This window comes from Marinifilum sp. JC120, from assembly GCA_004923195.1.
GTDB lineage: Bacteria > Desulfobacterota > Desulfovibrionia > Desulfovibrionales > Desulfovibrionaceae > Maridesulfovibrio.
This window is the reverse complement of the sequence record RDSB01000011.1, coordinates 91,909-113,130: the sequence shown is the minus strand read 5'-3', so window position 1 is coordinate 113,130 and position 21,222 is coordinate 91,909. Positions and strand designations below refer to the sequence as shown.

General features: G+C 48.9%; 19 protein-coding genes. 12 read left to right on the top strand and 7 right to left on the bottom strand.

What is annotated here, in order from left to right; genetic code table 11:
* Nucleotides 1-428 precede the first annotated feature (428 nt).
* From D0S45_12330 to D0S45_12315, 4 genes are all read left to right on the top strand, one after another.
* Nucleotides 429-1,523 (top strand): histidinol-phosphate transaminase, encoded by a 1,095-nt coding sequence (locus D0S45_12330; GenBank protein TIH14922.1) that lies wholly within the window; start codon nt 429-431, stop codon nt 1,521-1,523.
* On the top strand, nt 1,523-2,194 hold the full coding sequence (locus tag D0S45_12325) for a (d)CMP kinase (protein ID TIH14921.1): 672 nt from the start codon (nt 1,523-1,525) through the stop codon (nt 2,192-2,194). Before D0S45_12330 ends, D0S45_12325 begins: the two co-directional genes overlap by 1 nt.
* Before the next feature lie 151 nt (nt 2,195-2,345).
* Nucleotides 2,346-3,791, top strand: coding sequence for an HAD-IIB family hydrolase (locus D0S45_12320; GenBank protein ID TIH14920.1), 1,446 nt, complete (start codon nt 2,346-2,348; stop codon nt 3,789-3,791).
* Nucleotides 3,792-3,888: 97 nt separating this feature from the next.
* Nucleotides 3,889-4,932 carry an alpha/beta hydrolase gene (locus tag D0S45_12315; protein ID TIH14919.1) on the top strand — a complete coding sequence of 348 codons (1,044 nt, stop codon included), beginning with the start codon at nt 3,889-3,891 and terminating at the stop codon, nt 4,930-4,932.
* Nucleotides 4,933-5,116: 184 nt separating this feature from the next.
* On the opposite strand, the gene D0S45_12310 is transcribed toward D0S45_12315, so the two are convergent.
* The 3 genes from D0S45_12310 to D0S45_12300 all read right to left on the bottom strand — a co-directional run bounded on the left by D0S45_12310 (nt 5,117) and on the right by D0S45_12300 (nt 7,627).
* The gene (locus D0S45_12310) at nt 5,117-5,581 is read right to left on the bottom strand and encodes a ribonuclease HI (GenBank protein TIH14918.1); all 465 of its coding nucleotides are present in this window, start codon (nt 5,579-5,581) and stop codon (nt 5,117-5,119) included.
* 8 nt (nt 5,582-5,589) lie between these two features.
* Nucleotides 5,590-6,159 carry a TPM domain-containing protein gene (locus D0S45_12305; protein TIH14917.1) on the bottom strand — a complete coding sequence of 190 codons (570 nt, stop codon included), beginning with the start codon at nt 6,157-6,159 and terminating at the stop codon, nt 5,590-5,592.
* A gap of 100 nt (nt 6,160-6,259) precedes the next feature.
* A complete protein-coding gene (locus tag D0S45_12300) occupies nt 6,260-7,627 on the bottom strand; it encodes a phosphomannomutase/phosphoglucomutase (protein ID TIH14916.1) in 1,368 nt (455 codons plus the stop codon).
* Between the two features lie 138 nt (nt 7,628-7,765).
* Here D0S45_12300 and D0S45_12295 point away from each other — a divergent pair, with 138 nt between their 5' ends.
* The 8 genes from D0S45_12295 (at nt 7,766) to D0S45_12260 (ending at nt 16,721) form a co-directional block, all read left to right on the top strand.
* Nucleotides 7,766-8,809 carry a radical SAM protein gene (locus D0S45_12295; GenBank protein ID TIH14915.1) on the top strand — a complete coding sequence of 348 codons (1,044 nt, stop codon included), beginning with the start codon at nt 7,766-7,768 and terminating at the stop codon, nt 8,807-8,809.
* A 177-nt stretch (nt 8,810-8,986) separates the two neighbouring features.
* A complete protein-coding gene (hflK, locus tag D0S45_12290) occupies nt 8,987-10,090 on the top strand; it encodes an FtsH protease activity modulator HflK (GenBank protein ID TIH14914.1) in 1,104 nt (367 codons plus the stop codon).
* A gap of 11 nt (nt 10,091-10,101) precedes the next feature.
* Complete coding sequence (hflC, locus tag D0S45_12285) at nt 10,102-10,962, top strand: protease modulator HflC (GenBank protein TIH14913.1); 861 nt, start codon at nt 10,102-10,104, stop codon at nt 10,960-10,962.
* Between the two features lie 86 nt (nt 10,963-11,048).
* Nucleotides 11,049-12,176 carry a UDP-galactopyranose mutase gene (gene glf / locus D0S45_12280; GenBank protein TIH14912.1) on the top strand — a complete coding sequence of 376 codons (1,128 nt, stop codon included), beginning with the start codon at nt 11,049-11,051 and terminating at the stop codon, nt 12,174-12,176.
* Nucleotides 12,177-12,307: 131 nt separating this feature from the next.
* Nucleotides 12,308-13,138 carry a formylglycine-generating enzyme family protein gene (locus D0S45_12275; protein TIH14911.1) on the top strand — a complete coding sequence of 277 codons (831 nt, stop codon included), beginning with the start codon at nt 12,308-12,310 and terminating at the stop codon, nt 13,136-13,138.
* Nucleotides 13,139-13,160: 22 nt separating this feature from the next.
* Complete coding sequence (locus D0S45_12270) at nt 13,161-14,057, top strand: formylglycine-generating enzyme family protein (protein ID TIH14910.1); 897 nt, start codon at nt 13,161-13,163, stop codon at nt 14,055-14,057.
* Between the two features lie 13 nt (nt 14,058-14,070).
* The gene (locus D0S45_12265; GenBank protein ID TIH14909.1) at nt 14,071-15,597 is read left to right on the top strand and encodes a hypothetical protein; all 1,527 of its coding nucleotides are present in this window, start codon (nt 14,071-14,073) and stop codon (nt 15,595-15,597) included.
* Nucleotides 15,597-16,721, top strand: coding sequence for a DUF4384 domain-containing protein (locus tag D0S45_12260; protein TIH14908.1), 1,125 nt, complete (start codon nt 15,597-15,599; stop codon nt 16,719-16,721). The genes D0S45_12265 and D0S45_12260 overlap by 1 nt, the downstream gene beginning before the upstream one ends.
* Nucleotides 16,722-16,728: 7 nt before the next feature.
* On the opposite strand, the gene hemW is transcribed toward D0S45_12260, so the two are convergent.
* The 4 genes from hemW to D0S45_12240 form a co-directional block, all read right to left on the bottom strand.
* Nucleotides 16,729-17,919: a radical SAM family heme chaperone HemW gene (hemW, locus tag D0S45_12255; protein ID TIH14963.1), complete on the bottom strand. Its 1,191-nt coding sequence runs from the start codon at nt 17,917-17,919 to the stop codon at nt 16,729-16,731.
* Nucleotides 17,920-18,084: 165 nt separating this feature from the next.
* Nucleotides 18,085-18,918 carry a universal stress protein gene (locus tag D0S45_12250; protein ID TIH14907.1) on the bottom strand — a complete coding sequence of 278 codons (834 nt, stop codon included), beginning with the start codon at nt 18,916-18,918 and terminating at the stop codon, nt 18,085-18,087.
* Nucleotides 18,919-19,042: 124 nt separating this feature from the next.
* The gene (locus tag D0S45_12245; protein TIH14906.1) at nt 19,043-19,588 is read right to left on the bottom strand and encodes a hypothetical protein; all 546 of its coding nucleotides are present in this window, start codon (nt 19,586-19,588) and stop codon (nt 19,043-19,045) included.
* A 110-nt stretch (nt 19,589-19,698) separates the two neighbouring features.
* A complete protein-coding gene (locus tag D0S45_12240) occupies nt 19,699-21,171 on the bottom strand; it encodes an Rne/Rng family ribonuclease (GenBank protein TIH14905.1) in 1,473 nt (490 codons plus the stop codon).
* Between the last annotated feature and the right edge of the window lie 51 nt (nt 21,172-21,222).

The window sequence follows — 21,222 nt, the reverse complement described above, 5'->3', positions numbered from 1 at the left end:
GAGGCGGAACTCTGAATAGAGGTCCGATACGGCGTAAGCCGAGAAGGAAACAGAAAAGCTCCTCAGATGGAGTGGGTGTTCCGCACAAGGCAGAACCAGATCATTCTGCTACCAGCTTGTTACCCGTTGTCGGCAACGTGCGGCACAATCTCCAATGATCTCATAAACATAAAAACTCCTTAAAAGAATTATCACTTATTTTGGAAATCCATACTTCCATGACTATCTCATGTCAACAGCATTAATTTTGACAAATCCCCCGTTCCAAACTAATAAAACCGTGCCTTCCTTTTAAATTTGTACCTGTCTTTACTGCGCCAAGAGCGAAGCCCGATAGGGATTCCAAAGGGGATTATCTCCTTTGGCCGCCGGAGGCGAAATCAAATAATTAAAGCGCACTGCGCATCAATTCAAATAAGGATTCCAGCATGTCCGCCATTAAAGTCCGCTCTGATATGATGAATTCAAAGCCCTATGCACCGGGCCTGACCATCGAAGAAATCAAGGAAAAATACGGTCTCGATACTGTCATCAAACTTGCCAGTAACGAAAACCCGCTGGGCACTTCTCCCATGGCCCAAAAAGCCATCAACCGCCACGCTCCATCTGTCTTCCGCTATCCGCACAACGGCAATCCGCGCTTAAACGCAGCCATTGCCAAACGCACAGGCGTGTCTGAAGAGCAGATCATCAGCGGTAACGGCTCGGATGAGATCCTCGACCTGCTTGTGCGCATCAAGGCCAATCCCGGACAGGATGAAGTGCTGACTTACGAATCCTGCTTCAGCATGTATCGGCTCATGTCCCATCTCTGCGCCATCAATTTCCGTCAAATTCCCCGTGATGCAGGCCACAAACAGCCCCTGAAGGCTCTGACGGAAGCTGTGAGCGAAAAGACCGCCATCGTCTTCATGACCTCCCCGGATAACCCCACCGGTCTGGCTGTGACTGTTGATGAAGTGCGTGAAATGGCTGCCTCCATTCCCGAACAGACCCTGCTGGTCATTGACGAAGCATACATCGAGTTTGCCCGCCCCGCTGAAAAATACGACATGCGCGGCCTGCTCGACGAATTTCCCAATATAGTGCTGACCCGCACCTTCTCCAAGGCTTACGGTCTGGCCGGACTGCGTATCGGCTACGGCATCATGAGTCCGCAACTGGCCGGATACATCAAAAGTGCCCGCGCCCCCTTTACCGTCAATCTACTGGCCGAAGAAGCAGCAATCGCAGTGCTGGAAGATGAAGCATTTTTCCAGACAACCATGGATGTGGTCCTGCGCGGACGTAAACTTTTCACTGAAGAAATCCGCAAAATGGGCTGCGAGGTACTTGATTCTCAAGCCAACTTCATTATGTTCAAGCCCTCCCGTGACGCCATGGAAGTTTTCCAAGAACTGCTGGAACGGGGCATCATCGTCCGCCCGCTTAAAAGCTTCGGCCTTGGCGAGTACATCCGGGTCAATATGGGCACTGACCAAGAAAACAAAATTTTTCTGAAAACACTCAAGGAGGTCCTTTAATGGACAAACCCTTTATCGTAACCCTTGACGGTCCGGCCGGGGTCGGCAAATCCACCCTTGCCAAACGTCTGGCCGACCACTTTGAGATCGCTTACCTTGATACCGGGGCCATGTTCCGCGGAACAGCCTGGAAACTGGGCGAAGGTTCATGGGACTGGGATGCGGACAAACTTGCAGAAGCCCTTAAAGGACTTGAATTTACCCTCTCAGGTAGCGGCTCTGAATCTATCCTCAGTCTGAACGGAACACCGCTCACTGACGAAATCCGCACCGAGACTGTGGGCATGTGGGCCTCTAACATGGCTAAAATCCCGGCTGTGCGCGAATTACAAAAAATCGCCCAGCGCAACATCGGTGAAACAACCCCGCTTATTGCTGAAGGCCGTGATATGGGTACAGTCATCTTCCCGAAGGCCCCCTGTAAATTCTTCCTAGATGCCGATCTTGAAGAGCGGGCACGTAGACGATTCGAACAACTAAAAGACATGGGCAAGTCCGCAAACATGGCAGAACTTATTGAGCAGATTCGCGCCCGTGATGATCAGGACCGCAACCGCAAGGTGGCTCCGCTCAAACCCGCTGAAGATTCTATCATCGTAGATACCACCCATCTTGATATCAACGGGGTCTTTGACAAGCTTGTTTTCGAAACTGAAAAAAAAGTTAAATAGAACCGAAAACGCAAATATAAATATTTCAGGCCGTTTGGAAAATTTCCAAACGGCCTTTATCTTTCAACAACCCAAATGTTACTTGACTTTAACTTTTCAAAGACTACCTAATTAAGCCATGAATCATCAACCAGCCCAAACGGAGCTTTCCGTGAAAATATCTTCTATTCTGAAAAAAATATTCCCTGAACCACTCGGCCCGGTTTCCGAAAACCTGACCGATGAACTGGCGGCATCCTTTTTTCCGGCAGATTCAACCAGACTGGCCCACATGCGTCAGGCCAGTGGCACTGCCCGCAGGCTTGCAGCACAAATGGATTATGATGCGGAAACAGCGGATAAAATAGTAACCGCAGCCCTTTTCCATGATGTGGGCTACTCCGAAAAGCTGAGCAAAACCGGTTTTCATCCTCTTGACGGAGCAGCTTACCTCGCCCACTGCAATGCACCGGAAGATTTAATTCAGGCCGTGCTCTGGCATTCCAGCACCCCGGTTGAGATTGAGAGCCTGCCTGAAATCAAGAAGATTTACGACAATTTCCCCGGCCCCAACTATGAATGCCCCATCCACAAGGCCGTGGCTTATTGTGATTTCAGGACCTCCCCTGTTGGGGAATCATATTCTGTAGGGCAACGCATAGTTGAACTTGAGAGCAGGTTCGGCGTAGATTCCGTGCCCCCGGCCATAGCGCGCAAAACCCTGCCTTACACCCGTAACAACCAACAGGACTTCGCTAAGACAATAGCCTGTATGCAGGGAAAAAACCTGCCTTGGATTTTCTGCGACATCGACAACACGCTGATCATGCCCGGAGAGCGTATTGATCGCCGGACCTTAAACGCCATCAACCGCTACACCACCGCAGGCGGACACTTTTCGCTCATCACCGGGAAACACATGATCAGCGTACCGCACCTGATCAGCAGTGTCGGCGAACAAACACCTCATGCTGGGGTTAACGGCTCAGTGATCGTACGCAATGGTAAGCTGGAAGTATTCGGGGAAACAGTAGGACCGTTCAAAGCCATCGAAGATGCTCTCATAGATGCCGGAGTCAACTACGCCACTTATGTGAGCGATTCCATCTGGACCCGTGCGGACCTCAACGAAAAAGAGCTTAATGACTTCATCAAAGTAGGCGAAACCCTGCCCCAGTCCGGTCCGACCCCGGAAGACAAGAGCGCCATCAAGATCCTGACATTTTCCCATCGCGAGCAGACTAAGCAGTGCGAACTGGTCCGCAAGCTTGCCGAAGAACACGGTATGAGTTGCGTACGCACTGCCGAAGATTTTCTTGAAATCGGACCTGCGGGACACGGCAAGCACTCCGCCATGATGCAGATTATGAAAGAAGCCGACTGGTCTGACCTTAACTCCATTGCCATCGGCGACAGCGAGAACGACCTGACCATGTTCGGCCATGTGGGTTTAAGTGCAGTGGTTGCCAACGCAGCCCCCGAAGCATTACCCGCAGCTGACCTGCATATCCCGGCCTGCAATGAATACGGGGTGGCCCGCTTGCTGGATGCCCTCGTAGATTCCGCGCAGGACGGCTGCTGGTCCATTCCCCATAACTGGTTGGCCGTCTACAAGTAGCACTTCTTTTTCTGTCGTTGCGACTTTCTTCCATTGTGCTATAAGGATTATACATAAAGTCTGATCCTTATAGCGCATTCAAGGAGGTCGCTCCGGCATGAAAAAATCATTTTTATTCAGAACAGCAGCAATTGTCCTGACACTTACCTCACTGTTACTGTCAGCTGGTTGCTCCAAAAGCAGCACCGACACAATCAACAAATGGGGCAATGACCTGACCAAGGCCCTAACCACCGAAAATCCTTTTCAGGAAATTGAACTTTTCTACGGCACTGACCGCAAAGCAACAGGAAGCACCGTCCCGGACAAAGCTTTCGGAAATAAAGAAGGAACCCTAAGCTGGGGAGCCTGCACGGTCAGCATACCCTACGATAAAGAGATTAAGACCCTGAAGAAATCACACTTCACCATGACTTCCTACGGCCTAAGTCCGGCCTGCGAATACGAAATTAAAGATGTCCGCCAACTTCCTCTGCGCTCATTTGAAACTATCCTGCCAAAACGTCTGGAAGACAATCCCGACAATTCAGTCCTCATTTTCGTACACGGCTTCAACATCTCCTTTATAGAAGCAGCCAAACGCACCGCCCGCATGAGCTATCAGATGCAATATCAGGGCGCACCGCTCTTTTTCAGCTGGCCGGCACAAGGCGATAAACTTGATTATCTCACAGATGAACAGAGCGCGGATCACACTGTGCCGCAGCTAACTGAATTTCTGAAAGTAGTGGCTGAAAAATCCACCGCAGAAAATATCTACCTCATCGGCAGCAGCATGGGCTGCGAACCGCTCTGCGAAGCCCTTGCAGATCTGGACTTAAGCTCTGAAAACATGGATCGCATCAAAGAACTGATCCTCATCACCCCGGACATCAACCGCAATAAATTTGCCGAAAAGATACTGCCCAAGTTGCATAACACCAGAGCACGCATCACGGTCTACACCTCCAGCCGGGATGACAAACTGGCCCTCGCACACAAGCAACGCACAGGAGTAAGGCTGGGAGATGTAGTTAATAATGCCGACCTACCGGGCATAGACTTTGTGGATGCTTCCGCCATAGACACCAGCCTCAACGGCAAGCCCCGCTTTGTGAAGCAGACTTCAACCTACAACGATATATCAAATATAGTTAAATAAGCCTTCGGCGCTTCGTAATCTAATTCATACAAACATCAACAAAGCCCGCAATATCTATCAAGATATTGCGGGCTTTGTTAGTAGTACGCATTTTGATGCTATAAGCGAAGCAAACTAAAAAGTTTTTTGGAGAGTCCAGAGAACCTTTTTTCCCAAAAAAGGTTCTTTGGCCGCCGGAGGCAAATTAAGCTCCCTCATCTACAATTAAATCACCGGACAAGGCCGCATTGCGGGCCAGATCGTCACAACGTTCGTTCTCAGGGTCCCCGGAATGTCCCTTTACCCAGCGAAAAGTCACATCATGCTTCTCCAGCAGAGGGATAAACTGCAACCAGAGATCCTTGTTTTTAACCGGCTTCTTGGCTGCGGTCTTCCAACCATTCTTCTGCCAATTGTCGATCCACTTCTTGGTGAAGGCGTTCTTCACGTACTGGGAATCAGTATACAGGATAATCTCACAAGGCTCCTTGAGTTCAGTAAGGGCCGCGATTACCGCACGCATTTCCATGCGGTTGTTGGTTGTTCTCTTGTAACCCTGTGCAAGTTCCTTGCGGTGTTCGTTGAACAGGAGAACTGCACCGTAACCGCCCTTGCCGGGGTTACCAAGACAGGAACCGTCCGTGTAAATGGTCATTTTCTTTTTAGACATTAATTACTTTATTCCTCGTGGGCTGATGATTCAGGATCAGGCTGACTGTCGTCTTCCTCTGCGTGCACTTCAGGAACGGGCTGCTTGGATTCAACGTTAACCAGTCGCTCCCAGATCATAGACAGGGAAGTCATGAGCGATGCGGGCCATTCCTCATCAGCAAAATGATTTTCAAAATGTTTGTTTTCAAGCTCCGAAATAAATTCATTTCCCAAGGCATGATGCACAAGACCGGGAAAATACATTCCTACCTCCTGCTGAGGAGGAGAAAGAACGATCAGAAGCTCCTTGGGATCAACTTCCTGTTCCGTGATCGGGTCGAGAATGATCTGAATCCGAACCGTGACCCCGAATTCGTTGCGCATGCTTCTTATAAAACCCTGAATGTAATCACGCTCGGAGCGATCCAGAACCTTGGTCTGGTCCCAGAGTGCATTACGGGCCTGAATTTTTTCCATTGTAGACTGGTTGTTCATCCAGAAGGCATAAACAACGAGACCGAGAATTATAACCATCCCGATCATTCTGAAAAACCGTTCCGTACCGGTCTTACCATGTGGTTTTATAAACAATGCCATGATTCATACCTTGTGCTGCTTGATAAATTAAAAACAGGAGAAAATGCTTACCTGCATGGGCCGATGGTATCAAGTATTTGCTTTCATGTAAAAATGGCAACTATGAGCAAAGCTCCGCAGCCAGCCGCTTAAGCAAGGCTTCCACGGTACTCTTTATTTCAGAAAGTTGATCTTGCGAGGAAGCCTCAAAACGAAGTGTCAGGGCCGCCTGAGTATTGGATGCCCGCACAAGGGCCCAACCACCTTCAAAAACAACACGCACGCCGTCGATACTTATAACTTCATAATCCTTGGCAAGTTCCTGCGCCGCCCTTTCAACCAGCTTGAACTTGATTTTTTCGGGATACTCAACGCGCAGTTCAGGGGTAAAGAAAGTCTGCGGCCATTCATCCCACATTTTTGAAAGGGGAATCTCAGTAGCAGATAAAATTTCCAACAACCGCAAGGCGGAATAAAGACCATCATCAAATCCGTAGAAACGGTCGGAAAAGAAAATATGCCCGCTCATCTCGCCGCCCAGTCCGGCTCCGGTCTCAATCATCTTGGCCTTCATGACCGAATGCCCGGTACGGGCCATGAGCGGCTCACCGCCGTGCTTGGAAATATCATCAAAAAGAAGATGACTGCATTTTACGTCTGCCACCACAGTCTCTCCGGGCTTGCGCTCCAGCATTTCACGGGCATACAGAGCCACAAGCCTGTCTCCGGGGATAAGATTACCCTGCTCGTCCACCGCCCCGATGCGGTCGGCATCACCGTCAAGACCTATACCTACTTCAGCACCGTGTTCAACCACAGCCTTGAACAAGTCTCCCATATATTCGGCAACCACCGGGTCCGGGTGATGGTTGGGGAAATCGCCGTCCGGTTCGCAGTACTGGGGAATGACCTCGGCCCCGGCCTGACGGAGCAGTTCCAGAGCGATATGGCCCCCGGCCCCGTTACCTCCGTCCAGCACAACTTTGAGCGGGCGCTTAAGCTTAATACCGGAAAGCAGGTCTTCAATATAATAGGGAACAATATCATGATAGGAAGCCACGCCGCTTCCCTCAACGAACTTCCCGGATTCCATTATATTGTAGATTTCCTGAATGTCATCGGTATGGATAGTGGTATCGCCACCCCAAATCTTGAAACCATTGAACTCCGGAGGATTGTGGCTGGCAGTGATCATTACCCCGGCTTTGTAGTCCAGTTTTTTCGCTGCAAAATATAATGCCGGAGTAGGAATAAGGTTCAAGAAAAGAACATCCACACCGGATTTATTAAGCCCCCGCCCCACGGCCTGTTGATAGGCAGGAGAACTATGGCGGCAGTCATGACCGAGCACCGCCCGGTCCCAACCCTTGGAACGAAACCATGTACCGCAGGCCCGGCCCAAACGCTCAACCCACTGCTCATCAAAATCCTGATCCACAACCCCGCGGATATCGTAGGCCCTGAAAATTTCTCTTCTTATTTCCTTCATTATATTTCTCCGTTAGCCCTAAATCTATTCCGGCTTCATAAAAATCAACCCATTCTTGCGGTAGATCCAGATTGAGAGTATGCATTAACAGCAGGTATCACATTATAATTTATAAAAAAGGCAACCGCACAGCAAGCCATGTTTAATATTCCATACGTTGAAGTACATACAGTAGACCATTGCAACAACAGCTGCCGCTGGTGCCACAATTATTCCCCTTTCTGCCCGGAAAAGGAATACGAGGCCAGTGACTATTTCCCCGGCCTTGATATTCTTAACGATGATAGATTCCATCTTGGAGCCATCTCGCTCATGGGCGGGGAGCCATTCCTGCATTCGGATATCACCCGTTTCGCTTTCCACATCTGGGAAAGATACGAACGCCCCCTGGTCATCACCAGCAATGGTTTCTGGCTTTCCGAAGATGCTGTGCGCGCTTACAAAGATCTCTGGAAACTCATGGCGCTTGTTAAAATTTCCCGCTACCCGACCATCGAAAAACGACTAGGCGGATACGAAGAAGCCTATCGAATAGCCATGCTGATCAAAGAAGACAACCCCAATATAAGGATTGAATTCCCCCAAAAGGCTGTTTTCAACAAACTGGAAACCTTCGACCAACCAAGGGAAGTAAAAAGATTTTGCGGCAACTCTCATTGCATGGCCCTGCTACGCGATATGACCGTGCATCGCTGCGGTGCCGGAGGATATCAACGGTTTGCCCCAGAAGGCATGCTTAGCGAAGGGTTCACAAGCTGTCCCCACATGTCTTACGACCTGAAAAATTTCGACTACCATGACTTTGTGCTCTGGAGGTCTCGCTATCCCCTTGAAGCCTGCTCCTACTGTAATTTCTCCGACCGCACCCCTTCGGTAGGCTGGAAGGTTGAAAAAGGACACAAGCCCTTTAACAAATATTATGAAATCGCTTACCACTACAATCTGGCCAAAAACATGATAATTCAGGAAAGTTTTGCTGATGCGCAAAACAGAGCCGAATTTATCCGCAACAACTACGGGCAGCAGCCACAGATTGATGTAATCAAAGGTCTAATTGCAACACAGCACGGAGATTTACCCGGCAGTCTTGAAGCCTTTTCTGCCGCCTTGCAGCAGGACCCGGATGATGTAGAGGCCAAATACTTCCTTGATTTAGTGCGCCAACAAATAAAACCATCCTGAACAGGATACAATATTCAGAAAGGGTTTTATCTTTAACGAAAATTGATATAATCTGTGCATATTTATTAACGCGTTACAGGATGGCCGGATAACTCTCCCTGCTTGCTGATACAGAACGTTCGTGCGGAAGTTATTATTTCATTAACATATTGATCTGCATATCCGATTTTCCTTGATATGTCGGTCTATCTCACCTATCAAATTTACATGAACTGGGACTGGGACAAATTATCGGAACAACGGCAGAGGAACAAAGGCGGCGGGGGAACTCCGAAACCGCCGAATGTGGACGACATCAACTCCACTATCAAAAAACTCCGCGGAACCGGCCTGCCGGGCGGAAAATTTATCATACTCGGTATCATCCTGCTCTGGTTTCTTTCCGGGGTCTACATCGTAGAACCGGATGAAGTCGGTGTGGTAACAAGATTCGGCAAGTACGTGGATACCACTACACCGGGACCGCACTACCACCTTCCGATTCCCATTGAATCGGTCATGAAGCCTAAAGTCACACAGATTAGACGTGTGGAAGTTGGTTTTCGTTCCTATGGTTCTTCGCGCTCCTTTACCCAAGGTCAATCGCGCAATGTGCCCGAGGAATCCCTCATGCTGACCGGTGATGAAAACATCGTTGATGTTCAGTTCATCGTACAATACCAGATCAAGGATCCGGTGAACTATCTCTTCGAAGTCAGCAACCAGCCTAAAACCATTCAGGATGCTGCCGAAGCGGCCATGCGCGAGATCATCGGTAAAACCAAGATCGAACTGGCTCTGACCACTGGTAAGCTACAGATTCAGACTGAAACACGTGATCTGTTGCAGACCATTGTGGACCGTTACAAACTCGGGGTAAATGTGCTGGCAGTGCAGCTGCAGAACGTGCATCCACCGAACGAAGTTGTGGACGCCTTTAAGGACGTAGCCTCCGCCCGTGAGGACAAAAGCCGTTACATCAACGAAGCGGAAGCATACCGCAATGACATCCTGCCCAAGGCAAGAGGTCAAGCAGCGGTCATGGTTAACAAAGCGGAAGCATACAAGGAATCCAAAATCCGCCTTGCAGAAGGTCAAGCCCAGCGTTTCATGGCTGTGTACAAGGAATACAAAAATGCCAAGGACATCACGGTTAAACGTATGTACCTTGAAACCATGCAAAACATCCTTTCCTATCCGAGCATAGAGAAAGTGATTCTTTCCAATGATGCGGCCCAAAAGACACTTCCTTTCCTTTCTCTGGACGGAAAGGCCCTTCCCATTCAAACCGGCAAAAAATAGGGGATAAGAATATGAGTTTACTCAAAAAAGGTTCCGCTCCCCTGGCAATTCTGATTATTGTTGCCGTACTGGGGATTGCGCAGAGTGCATATATCGTAAAGCAGACCGAGAAAGCCATTGTGCTCCAGCTCGGTAAACCCAAATCCGGACCCATGGGACCGGGGCTGCATTTCAAGCTGCCCTTTGTCCAGAACGTAATCTATTTTGATTCACGCCTTCTGGAATATGATGCCCGTCCGGCTGAAATCCTGACCAAAGACAAGAAAAACATGGTTGTGGATAACTACTCCAAGTGGCGCATTGCCGACCCCTTGTTGTTTTACCGCACCGTGCGTTCCATCCCCCGCGCTCAGGCCCGGCTGGATGATATTATCTACGCGGAACTTCGCGTTGCACTTGGCCGCTACACACTGATCGAGATCATCTCCAGTGACCGTACTTCCATTATGGAAGAGGTAAGCCACACCTCAAACACCCTGCTCAAGCCTTACGGTATTGAAGTCCTTGATGTTCGCATCAAGCGTACGGATCTGCCGCCTGAAAACGCCCGTGCAATTTACGGACGCATGAGGGCGGAACGTGAACGTATGGCCAAGCAGTATCGCTCACAGGGTAGCGAAGCAGCAGCCCGCATCACGGCACAGGCCGACAAGGAAAGAACCATCCTGTTTGCTGATGCGAACCTCAAGTCCGACATCCTACGTGGTGAAGGTGATGCAATCGCGACCAAAACCTATGCCGAGAGCTTTGGTAAAGACCCGCGTTTCTATGAATTCCAGAAATCTCTCGAAGCCTACGAGAAAGGATTCAGAGCTGGAAAAACGAAGCTGATCCTCTCGCAGGACAACCCGTTCTTGAAGTATATGAAGTAGTTTCTCAGCAAACTCGACATAACACTAATAAGCCCGTAGTATCTTAAGAGATATTACGGGCTTTATTTTGCCGGAGGCATCACATAATGAAAAAATGCAAACATCTTATTGTCGGGGCCGGAATTACTGGCTGTACTATTGCGAGACGTATTGCTGAAGAGTTAGGCGAAAAGGTGCTGGTCATCGACAAACGCGACCATATCGGTGGCAACTGCCACAGTCATATCAATGAAGAAACCGGCATAGAAATCCATAGCTACGGCACCCATATTTTCCACACCAAAGAACGACGTGTTTGGGATTTTTTAAACCAGTTCACGGAATTCAACGGTTACAGACATAAAGTGGTAACCACCTATCAAGGTCGCACATTTCATATGCCAGTCAACTTGCAGACCATCAATTCCTTCTTCGGCATAAGCTTGAAACCGCATGAAGTGGAAGATTTCATCCAGAGCAAAAGCGCGCAAGAAAATATTACTGACCCTAAGAATCTTGAAGAAAAAGCAATCAGCCTCATCGGACGAGAGCTGTATGAGGCATTTGTTAAGGGCTACACCCTCAAACAATGGGAATGCGACCCCAAGGAACTGAACGCCTCAATCATTACCCGGCTGCCCTTCCGTCATACATATGAGTGCGATTACTTCACTGACCGCTATCAGGGATTGCCGTGGGACGGCTATACTAAAGTGTTCGAGCGCATGCTGGACCACGAATTGATTGAGACTAAACTAAATGCGGACTTCTTTGACCTGAAGCAGATCACCCCCAAGAATTGCACCATTTATTATACTGGTCCGGTGGACAGATATTTTGATTACTGCCACGGAGAGCTCACCTGGCGCTCCCTGCGCTTTGACTATAGAGTGGAAGGGGTAGATGACTACCAAGGGACCTCGGTCATGAATTACGCGGACATTGATGTACCCTACACCCGCATCCACGAATACCAGCACCTGCACCCGGAAAGAGAAAACAAAAGCGGCAAAACTGTAACTGCGCGTGAATTTTCCATGAAATGGAAACAAGGTGACGAGCCGTACTATCCGGTCAATACGGACGACGACCGCAAGCGGCATGAGCTGTATCAAATTAAAGCCGAGAAGCTGGAGAATGTGCACTTCCTCGGTAGGCTGGGCCAATACAAATATTATGATATGGATAAGGCGGTGCTGGCTGCGCTGGAATTTTGTGACCAGGAACTGGGATAAACCGAAAACTCTAATATCATCTTAAAACGAGAAGCCGTCAGTATGAAGCTGGCGGCTTTTTTCTTTGATCATCCTTCCTAAATTCTTCCGCATGAAGTATACTTGTATACAAACTATCAAGCGGATCACTAATGAAACGATTCATACTGATCATAACCGTCCTCTTGGGCACGTTTTCAATTGCCATCCATGCTCACGCCTATGAAAAAGGAGTGGATGTGAAGTGGATGGTTTTTGAAGCAACACCTTCACGTGAATGGGTAGAACCGTTTACCGGAATGGAATTCGTCTGGATTCCGGCTGGCTGCTTCATGATGGGATCACCGGAATCGGAAAAAGGACGCAAGGAATACGAAGGCCCGGTTCGCAAAGTCTGTGTGGATGGATTCTGGATGGGCAAATACGAGGTTACCCATGGAGAATGGGTTACCATCATGGGAAAAGATCCCGACTATCATTACTTTGATGGTTTCGAGAAATATCCAATGAGCTCAGTTTCCTGGGATGACACCCAAAAGTTCATTCAAAAACTGAATGGCCGGGGCGTGGGACGATTCAGGCTGCCCACGGAAGCAGAATGGGAATATGCATGCCGATCTGGAACCACCACCCGCTATTCCTTCGGAGATACTATCAATACAGATCAGGCAAATTATATAGAAGAGATTAAGCCCTCCATCGACAGCGGATCGATTAAAGCCGTTGGAACATTGGGTCCCAACAAATTCGGACTCTATGACATGCACGGCAATGTTTGGGAATGGTGTGAGGACACTTTTGAATGGTACCCCCCCGGACCGGCTCAAAATCCACTGATAGTCAAGACAGACAATCCCGTCAGGGTAGTACGTGGCGGAAGCGGCTTCAGCAGTGCCGAATATCTGCGCTCAGCTTTCAGAGGAGGCTACAAAGCAAATGAGCGAGAACTTCTCAACGGGCTACGGCTGGTCCGCAATCCCTGAGAGAATAACAAACGGATAAAAAATGAAACCATTCATAATCGCCTTTGCATTTCTTCTACTATCGGCCCTGCCGGTAATAGCGGCTGACCCAGACAATATTGATACAGGCTGGGAACCGCTAAAAGAGGCTGCCCCCAAAGCAGGACAGATATGGACCGAACCAACTACGGGCATGGAATTTGTCTGGATTCCGGCTGGCTGCTTCATGATGGGCACCCCAGACAATGAAAAGGGACAGGAAGCTGATGAAAAACCCTTACACGAAGTGTGTGTGGATGGTTTCTGGATGGGCCGCTATGAAGTGACCAATGCACAATACAGAAAATATGACCCTGAAGAAGTATACCCCTTTGAAGAAGATGAAGAGGCCATGGGAACTCCCGACCGCCCGGCAGTTTACATCAATTGGATTGAAGCCAAGAAATTCGCTCAGTGGCTATCGAGCAAGGGTTATGGAAAATTCCGCCTGCCCACGGAAGCAGAATGGGAATATGCATGCCGCGCCGGAACAAAAACACGATTCTTCTGGGGTGAGTCAGAAGCCGAAGCCTGCAAGTACTCCAACATAAATGACCGCACAGCCGAGCAACAATATGACCGGGATAGACCCGTGTTCCCATGTGAAGACAACTTTTTCTCCAGCTCCCCGGTAGGAAGCTTCAAGCCCAATCAATTCGGACTATATGACATGCTGGGCAATGCCATGGAGTGGTGCGAGGACTGGTACAACATCAAAGCATACTCATACCACAGCCGCAAGAATCCATTCTACAAAGGGAAAAGTGACATACGCGTTGTGCGCGGGGGAAGCTTCATAAACGAGCCGCAATACGCCCGCAGCGGCAACCGCTATAAACTCCAAGACTGGGACGGGAAAGACCTTCAAGGGTTCCGGCTGGTAAAACAACAAACACCATGACCTCGGGGGAGATATGAAAAAAATTTCAACCGTTATTATCATATCCAGTATTTTACTGCTCCTTTCCGCTCCATTGGTTTATGCCAAAGAAGATATGTGCCTCGTTGCAAGGGAGTTTGCAGCTAAGGCAGTAGCGGGATTTGAAAAAAGCCCCAAAAAATCACTGGCAGGACTTATGCAGGCCAATAAATGGTGCCCCGAGGACCTCAAAATTGCCTACAATCTTGGGCTGGCCTATTACCGCTACAAAAGACCGGACAAAGCTTATGAAATATGGTCTGAGCTATATGAAAAAAAACACACCAACAAAAAACTGATCCAAAATCTCGGCTGGCTGGCCTACAAACTGGGCAAGAATGAAGAAGCTCTGCGCTGGGTCAGGGTAATGGGCAAAACAAAGAGCTCCACCCGACTCAGCCTGGCTATCAAATTCCGGGAAGGTAAATATGAGGAAGCCATGGCCTTTGCCGAGAGTAAATCCAAATTACTGGACAGCACGGACCTTGATCAGGCTGCTGAATTCCTTGTTGAAAAACAATGGCAGCGTTTCCGGGCCGGGAACCGGGAAGCAGCCACCGGAAATATGGTCCGTCTGAGTTCCACTTACCCGGACTCACAAATCATCAATAAGGCCAAAGATAAAATGATTCTGGCCATGTGGGATGATTCAGTAGACATTCCCGTTCCCCAGCCCCTGCCGGACAGCACCTTCCACGCAGAAGCCATGCAGGGTGCAACCGGGGAAAGTGAAGTTTTGCAGATCAGCAAAATAAAGCCCACGGCCAAACCTAATAAAAGAGCTTTTGCGGTAATAATCGGTATCCACAAATACCAGACCATCAACGGTCCGCGATTCGCCGCCAATGACGCAAAACAAATGCAGCGCATGCTGACCGGCATGTGCGGATTTATAAACGATCAGGCCCATATCAAGCTGCTGCTGGACCGCGAAGCCACACTGGGTAACATGCTCAACAGCCTGAACTGGCTGGAACGTAAAGCAAGGCTGAACCCCGGAGCAAAGATCGTCTTTTACTTTTCCGGGCACGGCTCACCTCTGCTGGCCGCGGATAAGACTACCATCAAGGACGGCTTACTCATTCCATATGAAGCGCATCTGGACAGCCTGAACACCCGAACCGCAATCTCTCTTGCAGAACTGGACAAAAGGTTTTCCGCAATCAAAAACAAAAACATCCTGACCATCATTGATGCCTGTTTTTCCGGCTCCGGTAAATCCGCATCCGGCATGAAACTCATCAAGCCGCAGGTGAAAAAGGAACTGCTCTCGGCCAAAAAGCAGTTTATCACCGCCTCTGCCGCAGATCGTCCGGCAGAGGAATACGGACCGGGCAGGCAGGGCGCATTCAGCTACTTTTTCCTGCAAGGCATGATGGGTCCGGCAGACAGCAACAAAAACGGTTGGGTTGATTCAGTTGAAGCGTACAGCTACGCCAAGGCAAAACTGAACGCCCTTGATCTTGAGCAGGACCCCAAAATCACGAGCAACAAAAAAATAAAGCTGAGCAAGGTAAAATAATGGTTCGCACTAAAGCTGAATATACAAATACGACTTTAGTTGTAGCATTTTGCAGCCTGTTTCTGCTGTTGTTCCTGACAGTTTCCTGCGCACCGGCAAAAGCACGTTCCTTGTTTGACAGGAAATCCAATCTTGAACGAGCCGGAGACGAACTAGCCGAAGAACTGGCAGAAAACGGTTTGCTGGCAGGAAAAAGAATTGCGGTGCTGGAATTTGAAGCTCACGGCAATTCAGCTCCATCAATGCTTGGAAAAAGAATTGCTGAATATGTGGGACTTGCCTTGGTCAGGACAGAAGGGCGAACATGGACAGTTGTGGAACGTTTGGAACTGGCCCGGTTGCACAATGAAATGAATGAACACAGGCACGATTCTGTTGATTACACGGAATGGATGAGCAGAAATCTCCGGGCGGATGTTCTGGTGCTGGGCAGCTACGTGCTTTCAAAAAAGAAACTGCGCATCACCGCAAAAGCTGTTGATCCGGCCAACGGAAGCACAATCGGTTCTGCAACTGTCTCCCGAAGGGTTGATGAAGAGGTACGTATACTGGCCCGGACCAGAAAGCCGGCAACAAACTTTGCCCGGATCACCGAAGACATCACAGCGATACTCACCGGACAGGAAAAATCTCTGAATACAGCCAAACAATCACGGGTGAAACTCTTCAAACTGGTGGGAGGCAACAGGATCAATTTCAAACAGGGAATGGTGCCGGTCTACAATCCCGGCGATGAAATGGGATTCTCCGTAAGACCGCCCATGTCCTCAAAACTATACATTCTCAACTATGACCCGGCAGCAGAAAAGGGACAAGCCATCCTGCTCTACCCCATACCTTTAATGAATGTTCAGAATTTTCCTAAAAACCGAACCAGCTTCTTCCCGGCGATCATTGCGCAGGGTGTAAGCTCCTACAAAGTCGAAGAACCGTTCGGGCGCATGGTCTTCAAAATTATCGGAATTGATTCATCCGTAAAGATGGACCTGAGTGAATCCCTGAAAAAAGAGGATGGATATTATTGGCTTGATGCCGACAACCTTAACAATTTCATTGAAATTCTCGCTTCCCTGCCGGACAGTGCGTGGTGGTCCCAAGACATAGAATTCTGGATTGAACCTTAATCAATCCCTAATCAAACGCAAGGGACTCCAAAATGGAATTGGAAACCAACATGCCGTTCTTGGTCAACCGCAGGTAGCCTGCGCTCATGCGAACCAGCCCGTTTTTATGCAGAGCACCTATTACAGACGCTTTTTCCTTGGTCAGATCACGTCCGGTGAGTTCCGTGTAATCAGATAGTTTAAGGCCCTTTGAAGTCCGCAAACAGAGCATAACCAGCTCCTGCGCTTTGATTTCATCGGTGAGTTCCTCAAAATCTTCTCCAGCAAAAGCCCCGCGCACAGCAGCATCGTATTCATCCATATAACGCGGATTAGTAAATCTGCGATTCCCGATTGTGGAGACTGCGGAAGGCCCCAGACCAAGATAATCAAAACGATCCCAATAGCCCTGATTATGACGGGAAATAAACCCCATACGCGCAAAATTTGAAATCTCGTACTGAATATAGCCCATGGATTCCAGATACTCGGCCCCGTAAATAAACATACGGGCCTGCTCCCCGTCGGGCGGCAATTCCATATCCAAATCTTTTGCCCGCTGTCCGAAGACAGTACCCGGTTCAATGGACAGTCCGTAACAGGACATATGTTCCGGCTTAAGCTGGACCACAGCCTTGAGCTCATCGTTCCAGTCCTTGGCCTTCTGGCGCGGCAAGCCCCAGATCAAATCAATGCTGATATTACCGAACCCGGCTTTGCGGGCCATGTAATAAGATTCAGTGGCCTGCCTTGCGGAATGTGGACGGCCGAGAGTTTCAAGATTGCGGTCATCTAGAGACTGGAAGCCGAGACTGAGCCGATTGATGCCCATATCGTACAGGGCCTTGAAGTAGGAAAGATCATTGGCAGAATCAGGATTGGCCTCAAGGGTGATTTCCATGCCCTTGGTGAAACTGAAATTCTTACGCAGGGCATCCATGATCAGCTCAAGCTGAAATGGGGGAATCAGGCTGGGGGTACCGCCGCCGAAATAAATCGTACCGATATTGGGATTCTTGAGCCGCTTGCCCCAAAGCTCAATCTCGGAGAGCAGGGTTTTCATATACCAAGCAAAACTGACCTGCTCAAAAGGCTGGGAATGGAAAGCGCAATAGTTGCATTTGCGTTTGCAGAAAGGCACATGAATGTAGAGCAGAAGGTTTCTGGCCTCACTGCCGTCACCGCGCAACAGCGGGGCATTAAAAAAAGCGGGGGGCATTCCCATAGAGATCCTTTAATGGGATGCGCTTCACGCTTTTGGCGATTTGATTTCGCCTCCGGCGGCTTAAACCCTTTAAAAAAGGTTTAAGAATCCCAAACTTTTTTATTATGGCTTCGCCATCTTGAATAACCAATCGTCATTAAGCAAAAGACTTAGGCTCAACTACCTGCTGATCCAGAGAGCGGCTCCCTCAAGTTCATGCAACAACTTCACACTAAGCGAACGGGGAAAAAGTTTTTCTATTGCGGTCTTGTCGTGTTTGCCACGCCCGGTAGCAACTGCGGCGTAAGGCTTTTTCGCAACTTGTTCCAAGATAGCCTTCACGACATCATCACCATCAACAACCAGCTCTTTGATGCGTTCAGGTGCGATGCCATTACCTTGAAGATGTTCACGGGTAATCTCGAAAATATCCTCTACAGTAGCCGCGCCCTTTTCTTTGGAATCATGAACATGGAGCATGGTTATATCGTGGTTGGGATTATCGCCAAGCACAAATCCCACATGATCTGCAATCCTCTGCGAAGGGGCATCTTCATCCACACAAAGCAATACATCCTTACCCGGAATCTCCTGCGGACATTTGCAGAACCAGAGCGGAAAATCAATTTCCTCCCAGATGACCTTGCTACCAACACTGTAATCAAAAAATTCTTCAAGCACAGACTGAGCCTGACGCCCGAGTATGACCGCGTCATACATGCCCTTGTGCCCTTCCTGAACTATTTCACGGGCGGTATTGCCCCGCGAGTAGATACTCTTGATATCGATATGGCTTTCTGCGCAAAAACTGTTATCGATAAACCACTTGCGGGTCTCTTCAAGCAGTTTGCGCCCCTTGACCAGTGCCCCCTTGCTCCATGAACTCTTCGGGGGAGCCACATGAAAAAGAGTTATCCGCACATCACAAGGAGAGTGAAAAAAATTCTTTATAAATCTGACCGCATATGAAGCTGTACAATCCGCACGAACACAAACCAGTAGATGTTTTTCCATGGTCCACCTTACCCTGTTGCTGTCAAAATATATGAAATAACAGCCCAACTGCTTTCGATTACAATAACTTAATACAGGATAACCATTGAGAAACAATTAAACAAGCTAAGATTTTTACAAGCTGTTAAGAAAGTTCCTTTTCATAACGCTCATTTTCGCTAAACAGACAGCCGCAATACTGCTGGCGGTAGATACCCATCTCTTTTGAACGCTCAATGCCGTCTTTCCAGCCTTCGCGGAAATCATAATAGTAAAATTCGCATTTACTTTCCCCGGCCATATCTTTTCCGAGTTCGGCAATGCGGTCATGCTGCTGAAATTTACTGTAGAGCAAAGTGGTGGTGTAAAAATCAAAGTTGCCGCGTTTGGCAAGGGAAAGGGTCCGCTCCAGACGGTCAGCATAGCAATGGAAGCAACGATTGGCTTCGCGAAAAGCTGCATTGCGGAACCATTTTTTGGAATCATACTCATCCAGTCTGCCGATGACCTTTACGTTCATCTTCTCGCAGACCTCTAGGAAGCCGTCGCGGCGGCGCAGGTATTCCTGCAAAGGGTGAATATTGGGATTGTAGAAAAATGCGGAAACTTCAAAGCCCTGATCACGCAAAATGTCGATTGTAGTAATGGAACAAGGCCCGCAACAGGCATGAAGTAATATTCTCTTAGACATATCAGGAATGCCCTAACGCGCTACTTGCGAAGCTTAATGAAAGGTTTTGAAGGGGAATCCAAAGGGGAAACTTTTGCAAAAGTTTCCCCTTTGGCCGTCGGAGACAAAAGTTATTCGTTCCACTGAATCTCGATGTTGATTTTGGTATCAAACATCTTTTCATACTCGATGATTGCATCGCGCTTGTGGTTGAGCAGGTAAAGAGCGAGTTCCTCTTCGGCCTCGTAGACCAGTGAGGAGTCGTTACCCGGCTTTCTGAGCATGCGGTAAACTTCTTTAAGGGCCTGCATGGACTGCCATTCCATATTACGACGGATACCTGTTCCGTCACAGCAGGGACAGGCTTCGGTGGAAACCGCAATTGCGGATGATCCCAGACGCTGGCGGACCAGCTCCATGAGTCCGAAACGAGAAATACGTCCTACATCGGTACGTGCCCGATCACCCTTAAGTGCGGCGCGCATGGTCTTTTCAACCTCGCGGCAATGCTTGGGGTCCTTCATTTCAATGAAGTCGATAACCACCTGACCGCCTAGATCACGCAGCTTGAGCTGGCGGGCGATCATCTCGGCACTTTCCTTGTTGGTTTTGAGGGCCATTTCCTTGAAATTGCGCTCGCCGCCAATCTTGCCGGAGTTGATATCGATTGCGGTCAGGGCTTCGGTCTGGTCGAAGACAAGACGACCACCGGAAGGCAGATTGACATCACGACCATAGATCTGCTCGATCTGCTTAACCAGATTGAACCGTTCCCAAAGGGATTTGTCTGTATCGGAATGCAGCTTTACCAGATTGGCACGGCGAGGAAACGACAAAGTTGCCAGCTTCTTGACCTGCTCAAGGGTTTCCTTGTCATCAACCCAGATTTCAACAACATCAGAGGAAAGGTAATCACGCACGGAACGGGCAGCCAGTCCCATTTCCTCGTAAACGAGGGACGGCGGCTTGGCATCCTGTCCTTTTTCGCGGATATCATTCCAGAGACGAGTCAGGAATTTAAAATCGCGGCGCAGGGCGGATTTGCTCTGGCCCTTACTGGCGGTACGCACGATAACGCCCACCCCATCTCCGGGGTTGACCTCATCAATCAGTTCCTTAAGCCTTTCGCGTTCCTTTTCATCTTCGATCTTGCGGGAAATACCAATCTGCTCGCGACCGGGAGTAAGCACGAAGTAACGGCCCGGAATGGAAAGATAGGAAGAAAGGAAAGCACCCTTCTTGCCGGTAGGTTCCTTGACCACCTGCACGAAGATTTCCTGCCCCGGTTTCAAAACCTTCTGGAGCAAGGGATAACGATGTCCTTTCTTAAGCTTGTAAGTACCCTGATAGTATTCGGGATGAACCTCATCAACTTGCAGGAATCCGTTACGTTCGGCCCCGTAGTTGATGAAAGCCGCCTGTAATGCAGCGTCGATGTTGTGGATGTAACCTTTGTAGATGTTACCTTTGGTCTTGGCCTGATGGAGCATTTCTACGTAATACTCAATGACCTGACCTTCCTGAGTCAGCGCGACCTCCACCTGTTCACCGGGGAGAACGCTGATAAACATTTTCTCTTTTTTCTTAATTTTTTTACCTGTCATGTTCTAATCCAAAGAAAAGTTGTAAATTTTCTCCGGACCCAGAAGCTGTAA

Bases quoted from the DNA above. Each gene is read 5' to 3' on its own strand.
- D0S45_12330 (TIH14922.1), top strand. From the start codon at position 429: ATGTCCGCCATTAAAGTCCGCTCTGATATGATGAATTCAAAGCCCTAT.
- D0S45_12325 (TIH14921.1), top strand. From the start codon at position 1,523: ATGGACAAACCCTTTATCGTAACCCTTGACGGTCCGGCCGGGGTCGGC.
- D0S45_12315 (TIH14919.1), top strand. From the start codon at position 3,889: ATGAAAAAATCATTTTTATTCAGAACAGCAGCAATTGTCCTGACACTT.
- D0S45_12310 (TIH14918.1), bottom strand. From the start codon at position 5,581: ATGTCTAAAAAGAAAATGACCATTTACACGGACGGTTCCTGTCTTGGT.
- D0S45_12305 (TIH14917.1), bottom strand. From the start codon at position 6,159: ATGGCATTGTTTATAAAACCACATGGTAAGACCGGTACGGAACGGTTT.
- D0S45_12300 (TIH14916.1), bottom strand. From the start codon at position 7,627: ATGAAGGAAATAAGAAGAGAAATTTTCAGGGCCTACGATATCCGCGGG.
- D0S45_12295 (TIH14915.1), top strand. From the start codon at position 7,766: ATGTTTAATATTCCATACGTTGAAGTACATACAGTAGACCATTGCAAC.
- hflK (TIH14914.1), top strand. From the start codon at position 8,987: ATGTCGGTCTATCTCACCTATCAAATTTACATGAACTGGGACTGGGAC.
- hflC (TIH14913.1), top strand. From the start codon at position 10,102: ATGAGTTTACTCAAAAAAGGTTCCGCTCCCCTGGCAATTCTGATTATT.
- glf (TIH14912.1), top strand. From the start codon at position 11,049: ATGAAAAAATGCAAACATCTTATTGTCGGGGCCGGAATTACTGGCTGT.
- D0S45_12275 (TIH14911.1), top strand. From the start codon at position 12,308: ATGAAACGATTCATACTGATCATAACCGTCCTCTTGGGCACGTTTTCA.
- D0S45_12270 (TIH14910.1), top strand. From the start codon at position 13,161: ATGAAACCATTCATAATCGCCTTTGCATTTCTTCTACTATCGGCCCTG.
- D0S45_12265 (TIH14909.1), top strand. From the start codon at position 14,071: ATGAAAAAAATTTCAACCGTTATTATCATATCCAGTATTTTACTGCTC.
- D0S45_12260 (TIH14908.1), top strand. From the start codon at position 15,597: ATGGTTCGCACTAAAGCTGAATATACAAATACGACTTTAGTTGTAGCA.
- hemW (TIH14963.1), bottom strand. From the start codon at position 17,919: ATGCCCCCCGCTTTTTTTAATGCCCCGCTGTTGCGCGGTGACGGCAGT.
- D0S45_12250 (TIH14907.1), bottom strand. From the start codon at position 18,918: ATGGAAAAACATCTACTGGTTTGTGTTCGTGCGGATTGTACAGCTTCA.
- D0S45_12245 (TIH14906.1), bottom strand. From the start codon at position 19,588: ATGTCTAAGAGAATATTACTTCATGCCTGTTGCGGGCCTTGTTCCATT.
- D0S45_12240 (TIH14905.1), bottom strand. From the start codon at position 21,171: ATGACAGGTAAAAAAATTAAGAAAAAAGAGAAAATGTTTATCAGCGTT.